Origin of the sequence: Massilia sp. DWR3-1-1 (genome assembly GCF_049898325.1) — a bacterium.
Classification (GTDB): Bacteria; Pseudomonadota; Gammaproteobacteria; order Burkholderiales; family Burkholderiaceae_D; genus JAFCUW01.
Genome location: NZ_JAFCXL010000019.1, coordinates 60715 through 74958, shown reverse-complemented (window position 1 = coordinate 74958; position 14244 = coordinate 60715). Strand labels below are relative to the sequence as shown.

At 68.2% G+C, this 14244-nt stretch carries 10 protein-coding genes; 7 read left to right on the top strand and 3 right to left on the bottom strand.

Features of this window, described 5'->3' with window-relative positions; translation table 11 throughout:
• The first annotated feature begins 26 nt into the window (after nt 1-26).
• The 6 genes from ACP7EY_RS18790 (at nt 27) to serB (ending at nt 10866) form a co-directional block, all read left to right on the top strand.
• Nucleotides 27-2339 (top strand): penicillin-binding protein 1A, encoded by a 2313-nt coding sequence (locus ACP7EY_RS18790; protein ID WP_426196301.1) that lies wholly within the window; start codon nt 27-29, stop codon nt 2337-2339.
• Nucleotides 2340-2474: 135 nt separating this feature from the next.
• A complete protein-coding gene (locus ACP7EY_RS18785; protein ID WP_426196300.1) occupies nt 2475-4460 on the top strand; it encodes an OPT family oligopeptide transporter in 1986 nt (661 codons plus the stop codon).
• 77 nt (nt 4461-4537) lie between these two features.
• Entirely contained in the window at nt 4538-5527 is a 990-nt protein-coding gene (locus ACP7EY_RS18780; protein WP_426196298.1) for an HDOD domain-containing protein, read from the top strand.
• A complete protein-coding gene (locus ACP7EY_RS18775) occupies nt 5527-6465 on the top strand; it encodes a 5'-nucleotidase (protein WP_426196296.1) in 939 nt (312 codons plus the stop codon). The genes ACP7EY_RS18780 and ACP7EY_RS18775 overlap by 1 nt, the downstream gene beginning before the upstream one ends.
• 104 nt (nt 6466-6569) lie before the next feature.
• Nucleotides 6570-10013, top strand: coding sequence for a transcription-repair coupling factor (gene mfd / locus ACP7EY_RS18770; protein ID WP_426196294.1), 3444 nt, complete (start codon nt 6570-6572; stop codon nt 10011-10013).
• 4 nt (nt 10014-10017) lie between these two features.
• Entirely contained in the window at nt 10018-10866 is an 849-nt protein-coding gene (gene serB, locus ACP7EY_RS18765; protein ID WP_426196292.1) for a phosphoserine phosphatase SerB, read from the top strand.
• A 12-nt stretch (nt 10867-10878) separates the two neighbouring features.
• Here serB and eutC read toward each other — a convergent pair whose 3' ends face one another.
• Genes eutC through ACP7EY_RS18750 form a run of 3 tightly spaced genes read right to left on the bottom strand, consistent with a single transcriptional unit; the run spans nt 10879 to nt 13558 of the window.
• Entirely contained in the window at nt 10879-11604 is a 726-nt protein-coding gene (eutC, locus tag ACP7EY_RS18760) for an ethanolamine ammonia-lyase subunit EutC (protein ID WP_426196290.1), read from the bottom strand.
• Nucleotides 11601-13004: an ethanolamine ammonia-lyase subunit EutB gene (locus ACP7EY_RS18755; protein WP_426196288.1), complete on the bottom strand. Its 1404-nt coding sequence runs from the start codon at nt 13002-13004 to the stop codon at nt 11601-11603. The genes eutC and ACP7EY_RS18755 overlap by 4 nt, the downstream gene beginning before the upstream one ends.
• Complete coding sequence (locus ACP7EY_RS18750) at nt 13001-13558, bottom strand: GNAT family N-acetyltransferase (RefSeq protein ID WP_426196286.1); 558 nt, start codon at nt 13556-13558, stop codon at nt 13001-13003. The genes ACP7EY_RS18755 and ACP7EY_RS18750 overlap by 4 nt, the downstream gene beginning before the upstream one ends.
• 107 nt (nt 13559-13665) lie before the next feature.
• Between ACP7EY_RS18750 and ACP7EY_RS18745 the strand changes: the two genes are divergently transcribed.
• On the top strand, nt 13666-14097 hold the full coding sequence (locus tag ACP7EY_RS18745; RefSeq protein WP_426196284.1) for a hypothetical protein: 432 nt from the start codon (nt 13666-13668) through the stop codon (nt 14095-14097).
• Nucleotides 14098-14244: the final 147 nt, after the last annotated feature.

The following is a 14244-nucleotide window of genomic DNA, read 5'->3' as shown; positions in this document are numbered from 1 at the left end:
TGTGGTTCACTTCGCGAGAGACTGTTTTGACAAGCTTACACAAGCTGGCGTCCCGCCGGCCCTCCCCTGCCTCCCCGGGCGGCTTCATCATCGTCGCCCTCCTGATCATCGTCGCTCTCATCCTCGGCGCCATTTACACGGGCGTGGTCCTGTGGGCGAATGTGCCCTCGATCGCCGCCGTCACCGATTACCAGCCGAAGATACCCCTGCGCGTCTACACGGCCGACCACGTCCTGATCGGCGAATTCGGCGAAGAGCACCGCGACTTCGTGCCGGTGGCGCAGATGCCGCCGCTGATGGTCAAGGCCCTGCTGTCGATCGAGGACAAGCGCTTTTACGAGCACGGCGGCATCGACTGGATCCGCGCCATGGGCGCGGCGCGCTCGAACCTGAAAGGCGGCTTTCGCCAGGGCGGCTCGACCATCACCATGCAAGTGGCGCGCAATTTCTTCCTCTCGCGCGACAAGCTGATCGCCCGCAAGGCCACCGAGGTGGCGCTGGCCTACAAGATCGAAGGCGCCCTGTCGAAGCAGCAGATCCTCGATCTGTACATGAACCAGATCTACCTGGGCCAGCGCGCCTTCGGCTTCTCCAGCGCCGCCCGCACTTACTTCGGCAAACCGCTCGACGCCCTCTCGATCGCCGAAATGGCCATGCTGGCCGGCCTGCCGCAAAACCCGGCGCGCCACAACCCGGTGGCCAACCCGCAGGCGGCGCGCGCGCGCCAGCAGGTGGTGCTCAAGACCATGCGCGACCAGGACATCATCAGCGCGCCCCAGTACCAGGCGGCGCTGGCCGAGCACCTGCGCATCAACGCCAGGGGCCAGCAGTTCGAGGTGCACGCCGAATACGTCGCCGAACTGGCGCGCCAGGCCGTCTACGAGCAGTTCAAGGAAGACGCGTACACGCGCGGTATCGTGGTCACCACCACCATCGTCAGCACCGACCAGGATGCCGCCTACAAATCGCTGCGCCGAAACGTGCTGGCCTACGACCAGCGCCACGGCTACCGCGGCCCCGAGAGCCGCATCGACCTGCCGGACAAGCTCGAGCAGCGCGACGACGCCATCGAGGAGGCGCTGCAAAAGCGCCGCTCGAGCGACGCCCTGCTGCCGGCGGTGGTGCTGGCCGCCTCGCCCAGGCTGGTGCGCGCCGTCACGGTGGACGGCGAAACGGTCGAGATCAGCGGCGCCGGCCTGAAGTTCGCCGCGCCCGGCCTGGCCGCCGGCGCCAAGGCATCCTTGCGCCTGGACGCCGGCGCGATCATCCGCGTCAGCCGGGACAAGAGCGGCTGGGCGATCGTCCAGCTGCCGCAGGTGGCGGCCGCCTATGTCGCCCTCGACGCCTCGACCGGCGCCTACCGCGCGCTGGTGGGAGGCTTCGACTACAACCTGCAAAAGTTCAACCACGTCACCCAGGCCTGGCGCCAGCCCGGATCGGCATTCAAACCCTTCCTGTATTCGGCGGCGCTGGAAAAAGGCTACTCGCCGGCCACCGAAATCCTCGACGCGCCGCTCGACATGCCAGGCGAAGACGCCGGCAAGACCTGGTCGCCGCAAAACGACGACGGCGTCTTCGACGGCAAGGTGACGATGCGGCGCGCGCTGGCGCTGTCGAAAAACGTGCCCTCGGTGCGCCTGCTGCGCACCCTGGGCGTACCCTACGTGCACGAGAGCCTGGCGAAATTCGGCTTCGACGGCGCGCGCCAGCCGAACAACCTGACCATGGCGCTGGGCACGGGCGCCGTCACCCCGCTGCAGATGGCCGGCGCCTACGCGGTGTTTGCCAACGGCGGCTACCGGGTGCAGCCCTACCTGATCGCGAAAATAGTCGATGCGCGCGGCGCCGTCATCGCCGAGGCGAAAGCGCCCACGCCGGGCCGCGCCGAAGACCGCGTCATCGACGCGCGCAACGCCTTCATTACCGACTCGATGCTGCGCGACGTCACCCGCTACGGCACCGGCGCCGACGCCACCCGCAAACTCGAGCGGCGCGACATCGCCGGCAAGACCGGCACCACCAGCGATGCCTTCGACGGCTGGTTCGCCGGCTACGGCGCCCAGCAGGTGGGGGTGGCCTGGATGGGCTACGACGAGCCCCGCTCGCTGGGCGGGCGCGAATTCGGCGCCACCCTGGCCATGCCGATCTGGATCGACGCGATGCGCGCGGCGCTGGCCGGCAAGGCGCAGCAGGAACGCATCGAGCCGGAAGGGGTGATGCGCCAGGACGACGACTGGATCTACGCCGAGTATGCCGGCTCGACCGAATTCAAGGGCATCGACCTGGAGCAGGCAGCACCGGCCGATCCAGCGCCGGAACCAGCCCTGGCGCAGCCGTGAGCGGCCAGTCGACAGCAACGCTTGGGAATTCGTGGTGAGGCGGTTATGATGGGGCGGGCCGGCTTTTGCATGCATTAAAAACAAGCATGCACGCGCGGCCTGACTTTTCATCAACCTCTCAATGGAGCGCTGCGGATGGCGACGGTATCACTGGCTGAACCAAAAGAGATCACGGTCCGCGGCATCGTCCTCGGCGTGATCATCACCCTGATCTTCACCGCCGCCCAGGTCTACCTGGGCCTGAAGGTCGGTCTCACCTTCGCCACCTCGATCCCGGCGGCCGTCATCTCGATGGCCCTGCTGTCGGCGTTCAAGAGCGCCACCATCCAGGAAAACAACATCGTCCAGACCATCGCCTCGGCGGCTGGCACCCTGGCCTCGGTGATTTTCGTGCTGCCCGGCCTGTTGATGATCGGCTGGTGGGCGCACGTGCCGTTCTGGCCCACCTTCGGCTGCTGCGCCATCGGCGGCGTGTTGGGGGTGATGTACACCATGCCGCTGCGGCGCGCACTGGTGTCGCAGTCCGACCTGCCCTACCCGGAAGGGGTGGCCGCCGCCGAGGTGCTCAAGGTGGGCATGTCCTCGCGCAGCGGCGCCGCCGAAGGCAAGGCGGGCCTGTGGGCGGTGATCTGGGGCAGCCTGGCTTCGAGCCTGTTCGCCGCCTTCGCCGCCGCCAAGCTGATGGCCGGTGAAGTGGCGATCTACTTTCGCACCGGTTCCGGCGCCACCGGCATCGGCGCCTCGAGTTCGCTGGCGCTGATCGGCGCCGGCCACCTGATGGGCATCACCGTCGGCATCGCCATGCTGGCCGGCCTGGTGATCGCCTGGGGCGTGCTGGTGCCGTGGATGACCTCGGGCATCCCGGTGGCCGACACCGTCAGCGCCGCCGACCAGGCGCTGGGCGTGTGGAGCCGCCAGGTGCGCATGATCGGCGCCGGCGTCATCGGCGCGGCCGCCCTGATCACCCTGGCCAGCCTGGCCAAGCCCGTCATCGGCGGGCTGCGCTCGGCGATGGCCGCGTCGCGCCACTCCAGCGCCACCGACGGCGCCCTGCCCCGTTCCGAGCGCGACCTGCCGATTTTCCTGGTCGGCCTGGTGACCCTCATTTCGATGGTGCCGGCGGGCTGGCTGCTGTCCGAATTCCTGCAAGGAGGTCCGCTGGCGTCGCTGTCGGTGCCGCTGGTGGCCGTCGGCGTGGGCTACATCCTGATCGCCGGCATGTTCGCCGCCGCCGTCTGCGGCTACATGGCGGGGCTGATCGGCTCGTCCAATTCGCCCGTCTCCGGCATCGCCATCCTCACCATCCTGGGCGCCTCGCTGTCGGTCGGCATGGTTGGACGCCACCTGATCGGCCCCGATGTCGCCCAGGCGCTGGTCGCCTTCGCGCTGTTCGTCACCACCGTGGTGCTGGCGGTGGCGGTGATCGGCAACGACAACCTGCAAGACCTGAAAACCGGCCAGCTGGTCGACGCCACCCCGTGGAAGCAGCAGGTCGGCCTGATCATCGGCGTGTTCGCCGGTTCGGCCGTGGTGCCGCCCGTGCTGGAACTGCTCAACCGCGCAAATGGCTTCGCCGGCGCGCCGAATATCGGCGCGATTTCCTCGACGCCGCTGGCGGCGCCCCAGGCCACCCTGATCTCTACCCTGGCCAAGGGCGTCATCGGCGGCGACCTGCCGTGGTACCTGCTCGGCTACGGCGCCGCCATCGGCGTCGCCCTGGTGCTGGTCGACTACCTGCTCAAAAAATCCAGCGCCGGCAAATACAGCCTGCCGCCGCTGGGCGTGGGACTGGCCATTTACCTGCCCAGCGCCGTCACCCTGCCGGTGGTGGTGGGCGCGGTGGGCGGCTACCTGTTCGAACGCGCCGTTTCCAGCCACAGCTGGGGCGAAGCGGCCAAGCGCATGGGCGTGCTCGTCATGTCCGGCTTCATCGTCGGCGAGAGCCTGTTCAACGTGGCGCTGGCGGGCCTGATCGTCTCGTCCGGCAAGGGCGAGCCGCTGGCCATCGCCAACGGCCTGAGCGAACACCAGGGCATGCTGGTGGCGCTGGTGCTGGGCGCGGCGCTGCTGGGCAGCTTGTACCGCTGGTCGGCGCGCAACGCCCGCCGCGTCGAAATTTGACCAGCCCGGATGGCAGCGGCCACGTCTGATATAAGATAAGCCGTCTTTTATTTCATCATTTCCTGCGCGGCGCCCCGATGATCAACTGGATTACCCGATGGTTCAAGGGGAGCGGGGCCGCGCAGGCGACCGGGCAGCAGCGCGCGCCGGCCGCGCCAACTGCTGGCGCATCGCTCGCACCACCATTCACCACCGAGGTCCCCGTCATCGATCTGCCCCTGCTGTTTTATCGCTACCTGGCCGGCGGCCCCTCGGCCGAGGTGCCGGCCGCCACCGAGCAGTTGATTCTCGACGAATTCGCCCGCCTGGCGGACTCGCCCCACGATGGCGCCGACCTGGTGCCACGGGTGCCCGCAGTGATTCCCCAACTATTAAGAAGCCTGCGCGACGACGCCATGTCGGGCGCCGAGCTGTCGCGCCAGCTGGCGCAGGACGTGGTGCTGGTGGCCGAAGTGATCCGCGAAGCCAATAGCCCGTATTACAGTCCCGCCGCCCCCGTGCGCACCATCGAAGGGGCGGTCATGCTGCTGGGGCAGAACGGCATGCGCATGCTGCTCGCGCGCGTTGCCTTCCGGCCCATCATCAGCATGCAGGCGGGCCGCTTCGCCCACCAGTGCGCGCCGCTGGTATGGCGCCAGTCGGAGTCGTGCGCGCTGGCGGCCAGCCTGAGCGCGCCGTCCGCCGGCGCGAATGTCTTCGAAGCCTACCTGGCGGGCCTGTTGCACCATGTCGGCCTGATCGTCGCCCTGCGCCTGATCGACCAGATCTACAGCGGCGCCTCGCTTCCCCGCTCGGCGCATTTTTGCGCGCGCCTGCTGGCCGACGCGCGCCGCGTGTCGGCCGGCATCGCCACCGTGTGGGAGTTCCCGCCCAGCGTGGCCGCGGCCATCGCCGGCGACGCCGCCGGTGGCCCATCGAGCCTGGCCGGCGTGCTGGCCGCCGCCGACCGGCTGGCGATGCTGCGCCTGCTGGTCGACGCCGGCCAGATCGACCCTGCCCTGCTGCCCGCGCTGGCCGACACGGGCGAACTGGCCATCCTCGAACAGCTGCGCGTGGCGCCCCACTGATGGCCTTCGACATCAGCGAAAAACTCGTCATCGGGGTGGCCTCGTCGGCCCTGTTCGACCTGTCCGCCTCGCACCAGATTTATCTCGACAGCGGCGCCGAGCAGTACCGCAGCTATCAGGAACAGCACCTCGACGTCATCCTCGAACGGGGCGTGGCCTTTCCCTTCATCCGGCGCTTCCTCAACATCAACAAGTACTTTCCCCGCCAGAGCCCCGTCGAGGTGGTGCTGTTTTCCCGCAATTCACCGGAAACGGGGCTGCGGGTGATGCGCTCGATCGCCCACTACGGCCTGGACATCTCGCGCGCCGCCTTCATGACGGGCGCTTCGCCGTATCCGTATCTGCCGGCCTTCAACACCGCGCTGTTCCTCAGCGCCAACGAGGGCGATGTGCGCAGCGCCATCGCCGCCGGCCACGCGGCGGGGCTGGTGCTGCCATCGAAGATCGATGACGACGACAGCGACCCGGAGCTGCGCGTGGCCTTCGACTTCGACGGCGTCATCGCCGACGACGAATCGGAGACAGTGTTCAAGCAAGAGGGCCTCGACCAGTTCCACGCCCACGAGACGCTGCACATCGCGCGGCCGCACCAACCGGGACCGCTGGCGGCCATGTTCCAGCGCCTGGCGCTGATGCAGCGGCTGGAAGAGCGCATGCAGCGCAAGGACCCCGCCTACCGCAAGCTGCTGCGCATTGCCATCATCACGGCGCGCAGCGCGCCCTCGCACGAGCGCGTCGTCACCACCCTGAAAAACTGGGGGGTGTCGGCCAACGAGACCTTCTTCCTGGGCGGGATGGACAAGGCGCGGGTGCTGTCGGTGTTCAAGCCGCACATTTTTTTCGACGACCAGCTCAGCCACCTGCGCACCGCGCCCGATGGCACCATCCCCATGGTGCACGTGCCGTTCGGGATCGCCAACCGCGCCGCGCCGGCCTGAGCGGCGCTTTCGCTTGCGGCCAGGCGCCGGTGCCGGCGGGCGAATCGGACTATAATGGCAGGCTCCAGAATACGCATTTCGCCACTCACACTCGCGCCTCCCGCATGCCCTTCGAGCTCTCCCAATCCCTGCCGAAACCGGGCGCACGTTTCGCCCTTCCCACCCTGTACGGCTCCGCCGACGCCTATGCGCTGGCGGTCGCCGCGCTGGCGCTGAAAGCGGAAAAACGCATGCTCACGGTGGTTGTCGCCAACGCCAGCGACGGCCAGCGCCTGCTCACCGAGCTGCCCTGGTTTGCCAGCGGCCTGGCCTGCCACCTGCTGCCGGACTGGGAAACCCTGCCCTACGACGCCTTCTCGCCGCACCAGGACCTGGTCTCGGAGCGCCTGGCCACGCTGCACGAAATCCGCAACGGCCAGTGCGATGTGCTCATCGTGCCGGCCACCACCGCGCTGGTGCGGCTGGCGCCGCCGTCCTTCCTGGCCGCCTACACCTTCTTTTTCAAGCAGGGCGAAAAGCTCGACGAGGCGGCCCTCAAGGCGCAACTGACCCTGGCCGGTTACAGCCACGTCAGCCAGGTGATGTCGCCCGGCGAATACTCGGTGCGCGGCGGCCTGATCGACCTGTTCCCCATGGGCTCGGCCCTGCCCTACCGGCTCGACCTGTTTGGGGACGACATCGAAACCATCCGCACCTTCGACGCCGACACCCAGCGCTCGCTCTACCCGGTGCGCGAAGTGCGCCTGCTGCCGGGCCGCGAATTCCCCATGGACGAGGCGGCGCGCACCAGCTTTCGCAGCCGCTGGCGCGAGCGCTTCGAGGGCGACCCCAGCCGCTCGGTGGTCTACAAGGACATCGGCAGCGGCATCGCCTCGGCCGGCATCGAATACTACCTGCCGCTGTTCTTCGAACAGACCGCCACCCTGTTCGACTACCTGCCCGCGCACGCCAGCCTGGCGCTGGTGGGCGACATCGACGGCGCCATCAAGCGCTTCTGGAGCGACACCCAGTCGCGCTACCGCTTTCTCAAGGCCGACCGCGAGCGCCCGATCCTGCCGCCCGACGAATTGTTCCTCAGCGATGAAGCGTTTTTTACGCTGGCCAAGCCGTATCCGCGCTGGATCGTCACCCGCGACGGCGACGGCGCCGCCTCGGCGCTGTCGGCGCCGATCCCGAACATCGCCGTCAACCGCCGCATCGACGACCCGCTGACCAATCTGCGCGCCTACCTGCTAGGCCAGCGCGGACGGGTGATGATCTGCGCCGAATCGAACGGCCGCCGCGAAACGCTGCAGCAGTATTTCAACGAGTACCACCTCGAACTGGCCAGCGTCGAAGGCTTTGATGGCTTCAGGGAGTCGTCGGCCCGGCTGGCGCTGGGCGTGGCGCCCTTGCAGGCCGGTTTCGAGCTGTTCGACCAGGGCCCGGACCCGCTGGTGTTCATCACCGAGACGGAGCTGTACGCCGGTTCCGGGCGCCGCGTGGGGCACAAGAAGCAGGAAGGCGTCACCCAGGTCGAGTCGATGGTGCGCGACCTGTCGGAGCTCAAGATCGGCGATCCGGTGGTGCACATCAACCACGGCATCGGCCGCTACATGGGCCTGACCAGCATGGACCTCGGCGAAGGCGAGACCGAGTTCCTGCACCTCGAATACGCCAAGGACACCAAGCTCTACGTGCCGGTGTCGCAGCTGCACGTGATCGCCCGCTATTCGGGCGCCTCGCCCGAAGACGCGCCGCTGCACTCGCTGGGCTCGGGCAACTGGGAAAAAGCCAAGCGCCGCGCCGCCGAACAGGTGCGCGACACCGCCGCCGAACTATTGAACCTGTACGCGCGCCGCGCGCTGCGCCAGGGCCACGCCTTCGAATACTCGTCGCACGACTACCAGAATTTCGCCGACAGCTTCGGCTTCGAAGAGACGCCCGACCAGGCCGAGGCGATCACCAACGTCATCAAGGACATGACCAGCGGCAAGCCGATGGACCGCCTGGTGTGCGGCGACGTCGGCTTCGGCAAGACCGAGGTGGCGCTGCGGGCGGCGTTCATCGCCGTCATGGGCGGCAAGCAGGTGGCCATCCTCGCGCCCACCACCCTGCTGGCCGAGCAGCACGCCCAGACCTTCGCCGACCGCTTCGCCGACTGGCCCGTGCGGATCGCCGAGCTGTCGCGTTTTCGCACCGGCAAAGAGATCAACAACGCCATCAAGGGCATGGCCGACGGCACCCTCGACATCGTCATCGGCACCCACAAGCTGCTCTCGCCGGACGTGCAATTTACCCGCCTGGGCCTGGTCATCATCGACGAGGAGCACCGCTTCGGCGTGCGCCAGAAGGAGGCCCTGAAGGCGCTGCGCGCCGAGGTCGATGTATTGACGCTCACGGCCACGCCGATTCCGCGCACGCTGGGCATGGCGCTCGAAGGCCTGCGCGACTTTTCCATCATCGCCACGGCGCCGCAAAAGCGCCTGGCCATCAAGACCTTCGTGCGTAGCGAAGACGGTTCCGTCATCCGCGAAGCCTGCCTGCGCGAACTGAAACGGGGCGGCCAGATCTATTTCCTGCACAACGAGGTCGAGACCATCGGCAACCGCATGGCGATGCTGACCGAACTGCTGCCGGAAGCGCGCATCGGCATCGCCCACGGCCAGATGCACGAGCGCGACCTGGAAAAAGTCATGCGCGATTTCGTCGCCCAGCGCTACAACATCCTGCTGTGCACGACCATCATCGAGACCGGCATCGACGTGCCGACGGCGAACACCATCATCATGCACCGGGCCGACAAATTCGGCCTGGCCCAGCTGCACCAGTTGCGCGGCCGGGTCGGCCGTTCGCACCACCAGGCCTATGCCTACCTGCTGGTGAACGACGTCGCCAGCCTGACCAAGCAGGCCCAGCGCCGCCTCGACGCCATCCAGCAGATGGAAGAACTCGGTTCCGGCTTCTTCCTGGCCATGCACGACCTGGAAATCCGCGGCGCCGGCGAAGTGCTGGGCGAGAACCAGTCGGGCGAGATGCTCGAAGTGGGCTTCCAGATGTACTCCGACATGCTGCAGGAGGCGATCCGCTCGCTCAAGGCGGGCAAGGAGCCGGACCTGGCGGCGCCGCTGGCGACCACCACCGAGATCAACCTGCACGTGCCGGCGCTGCTGCCGGTCGATTTCTGCGGCGACGTCAACGAGCGCCTGTCGATCTACAAGCGGCTGGCCAACTGCGCCAGCGCGGAAAAAGTCGACGATATGCAGGAAGAGCTGATCGACCGCTTCGGCAAGCTGCCCGACCCCGTCAAGGCGCTGATCGAGACGCACCGCCTGCGCATCGCCGCCAAGGCGGTCGGCATCGTCAAGATCGACGCCCACGGCGAGGCGGCCAGCCTGCAGTTCATGGTCAATCCGCCCATCGACTCGCTGCGCATCATCACCCTGATCCAGAAAAACCGCCACATCAAGCTGGCCGGCCAGGACAAGCTGAGAATTACCGCCAGCATGCCGGACCTGGCGGCGCGGGTGACCCAGGTCAAACACACCATCAAGCAACTGCTGGCATAACACCATGACAATGAAACTGATTTTGCAGGGCCCCGGCGCCGACATGGCCACCCTGAACCGCCTGGCCGCGCTGGCCGCCCCCGCCGGCACGCGCGAACTGTCGCGGCACGCCTTGCGCTGCGACAGCGTGCAGGCCGATGCGGCCACGCGCCAGGCAGTCGAGGCAGCCGCGCTGGCGGCGCGCATCGACGCCACCTTCATCGCCAGCGCGACAACGCTGGCCGATTTCGGCCTGCTGGCGATGGACATGGACTCGACCCTGATCACCATCGAGTGCATCGATGAAATCGCCGACATGCAGGGCCTGAAGCCCCAGGTGGCGGCCATCACGGAAGCGGCCATGCGCGGTGAAATCGGCTTTGCCGACAGCCTGCGCCGGCGCGTGGCGCTGCTGGCGGGGCTCAGTGCCGACGCCCTGCAACGGGTCTACGAAGAACGCCTGCAACTGTCCCCCGGCGCCGAGACGCTGCTGGCGGCGGTCAAGGCGGCCAATATCCAGACCCTGCTGGTGTCGGGTGGCTTCACGTTTTTCACCGACCACCTGCGCGCGCGCCTGGGCCTGGACTACAGCAATGCCAACACGCTCGAGATCGTCGACGGCAAGCTGACCGGCCATGTCGCCGGGGCGATCGTCGACGCCGAAGCCAAGCGCGACACGGTCAAGCTGGTGTGCGACGAACTGGCCATCCACCCGTCGCAGGCGATCGTGATGGGCGATGGCGCCAACGACCTGCAGATGATGTCGATCGCCGGCCTGTCGGTGGCATTTCGCGCCAAGCCGGTGGTGCGCCAGCAGGCCGACGTGGCGCTCAATTTCAGCGGCCTCGACGGCTTGCTGCACGTGCTGGCCTGACGGCGGGCCCGCTCAGGGCCGCTGGTCCTTCAGCGCCACCCCCGTGGTGTGCAGGCGCCGCGCGCCGTCGATCAGGTAGAGCAGCGCCGCCAGCGCCTGCCCGTACGGCAGCCCTTCCGGGCGCACGTTCGAGATGCAGTTCCGGCGCTCGTCCGTCAGCCCCACCCGCGGCGCCCAGGTCAGGTAGATGCCCATGCTGTCGGGCGAACTCAGGCCCGGCCGTTCGCCGATCAGCACCACCACCAGTTGCGCGCCCAGCGCCGCGCCGATGTCGTCGCCCAGCGCCACCCGCGCCTGTTCGGCCAGCACGGGCGGCGCAAAGCGCAGCGACGGCAGTGCCTGGCGCAGCAGCGCGTACAAGGGCGCGCCGTGGCGCGCGATGGCCGGCGCCGACAGGCCGTCGGCCAGCACCACGCCGATATCGTGGCGGCCCGCGTGCGCCGCCAGGCGTGCGCGCGAAGCCTCGTCGAGGCGCCGGCCCAGGTCGGGGCGGCGCAGGTAGGTGGGACGGTCGGGCGCCAGGCTGTGCACCGGCAGGCTGGGCTCGCCCAGTTGCGCGGCCAGCGCGGCCACGTCGAGCGGCACGTGGACGGCGTCGCGCGCCTGCGCGTGCGCCAGCTGAAACGCCAGCTGGGGCGCGGTCGGCATCGACACCCCCACGTGGCCCTGGGCGATGCGCGCCGCCGTCAGCCGGCGCAGCCCGTGCCAGGGGTCGAGCGGCGTCGTCATGGCGCTCATGGCAGCAAGCGCCGCGCCGCCTGCGCCAGCAAGGGCGGCATGGCTCCCAGCCGTACACCGTCGGCGTCGGCGCCGGCAAAAATGCCCATGCGGCGCAGCCAGTGTTCGAATTCCGGTGCTGGCTGCAAGCCCAGCAGGCGGCGCACGTACAGGGCGTCGTGGAACGAGGTGCTCTGGTAGTTGAGCATGATGTCGTCCGCGCCCGCCACCCCCATGATGAAGGTGCAGCCAGCGGCGGCCAGCAGGGTGAGCAGGCTGTCCATGTCGTCCTGGTCCGCCTCGGCGTGGTTGGTGTAGCAGACGTCGCAGCCCATCGGCAGTCCCATCAGCTTGGCGCAAAAATGGTCTTCCAGGCCGGCGCGGATGATCTGCTTGCCGTCATATAAATACTCGGGGCCGATGAAGCCCACCACCGAGTTCACCAGCAGCGGCTCGAAGGCGCGCGCCACCGCGTAGGCGCGCGCCTCGCAGGTTTGCTGGTCGACGCCATGGTGGGCATTGGCCGACAGGGCGCTGCCCTGGCCCGTCTCGAAATACATCAGGTTCGTGCCCAGCGTGCCGCGCCCCAGCGACAGCGCGGCCGCCCGCGCTTCGCCCAGCAGGGCCAGGTCGATGCCGAAGCTGCGGTTGGCCGCCTCGGTGCCGGCAATCGACTGGAACACCAGGTCGACCGGCGCGCCCTTCTCGATGGCGGCAAGCGTGTTGGTGACGTGGGTGAGCACGCAGGACTGGGTGGGAATGTCGAAGCGGGTAATGAGGTCGTCGAGCGTGTGCAGCAGCGTGACGAGCCCGCCCACGTGGTCCGAGGCCGGGTTGATGCCGATGCAGGCGTCGCCGCTGCCGTACATCAGGCCGTCGAGGATGCTCGCGCCAATGCCGGCGCTGTCGTCGGTCGGGTGGTTCGGCTGCAGGCGCGTGGACAGGCGGCCCGGCAGGCCGATGGTGTTACGAAAGGCGGTGGTGACGCGGCAGCGCGAGGCGACCAGGATCAGGTCCTGGTTGCGCATCAGTTTAGAGACCGCCGCCACCATCTCCGGCGTGAGCGCTGGCGCCACTGCCGGCAAGGCGCCGGTGTCGTCGCTAGCCGCCTGCGTGAGCAGCCAGTCGCGCAAGCCGCCCACGGTCAGGTGGCCGATGGCGGCAAAGGCGGCGCCGTCGTGGCGGTCGACGATCAGGCGCGTCACTTCGTCGCTCTCGTAGGGCACCACCGCTTCGCTCAGGAACACCGTCAGCGGCAGATCGGCCAGCGCCATCTGCGCCGCCACCCGCTCGGCGGCGCTGCGCGCGCCAAGGCCGGCGAGCATGTCGCCCGAACGGGCCGGGCTGGCCTTGGCCAGCAAGTCGCGCAGGTCGGCGAAGCGGTACACCATGGCGCCGACGGTGTGGGCGTAGGCAGTCATGAGGGCGCCAGCGCGCGCCGCATCAGCGCCACCGGTACCGGTACCGCCAGCGGCAGGTGGTAATGCTCGACGAGCGCGAAGCCGCGGCTGCGGTACAGGGGCACCCCGGGCATGGTGGCGACCAGTTCAACGGCGCTGAAACCGGCGGCGGCGGCCTGCCGCTCGCAGTGCGCCAGCAGCATCGAGGCAATGCCCCGCCGCGCCATCGACGGGGCGACAAAAAAGGCGCGGATCTTGGCCGCCTCGCGGGCCGGATCGAGCAGCCGTTCAGGCGCCGACTTGTGCTTGTCGCCGCCGCAGCCGGTCGAGCGCTTGCCCCAGCCGCCGCAGGCGACCAGTTCGGCGCCGTGTTCGACCAGGTGTTCGACAAGGAAAAACGTGCCGTCGGCGATCAGCTGGCTGTCGACGCCGAACACTTCGCGGGTAACGGCGTCGAGCTGGGCCGGCGTGTAAAAATCGCCGTTCAGGCCCCGCGCAGATTGCTCGATGAAGCGCTCGAGCGCGATAATATCGGCGGGAACGGCCTGGCGGATGGTAAATAGGGGCTCAAGCATGTTGCAGGCCCCCTTGCAACTGTAACAAGCTGTAATCCGCATGGAACATGGCAGGTCGCCCCCTTATGATGATGTGCATCAAAGTGCCCCCCAAGCGTGAGGATCCCATGAAAACCCTGATTTCTGTACTCGCCGTCGCCGCCACCGCCACCCTGGGCGGCTGCGCCTATGATGCGCCGCGGGGCGCTTATGGCGCACCGTACGCCGCACCGTACGGCGCTAACTATACCGCGCCGGCCGATCCGGGTCAGTGGCGCGTGGTCTCCGTCACGCCCGTCGCGCCCGGCACAGGCGAGCGCCTGGCGGCCAGCTCGTCCAGCGGCTCGGCGACGCAATACAGTTCCGCGCCGATTGTGACACAGCCCGTCTACGTTGCGCAGCCCGTCTACTACCCGGCCCCCGTGTATTACGCGCCAGCGCCCTATTACTACCCTCCCGTGTCGATCGGCCTGGACCTCGGCTTCGGCCGCAGCTGGGGCGGCCACCGGGGCGGCCGCAACTGGGGCGGCATCGGCATCGGCACCCGCTTCGGGCGCTGAAATAGCGCACCAACTTGGGGAGGCCGCATCGTGATGCGGCCTTTTGCGTTTCCGTTCTAAGTGCTTGATCTTCCTACGCCTTCTTCCTTACCAACACCTTACGCCCAAGTTTGTTGCAGCGCGTCACATCTAACGATTGCTGTTAGC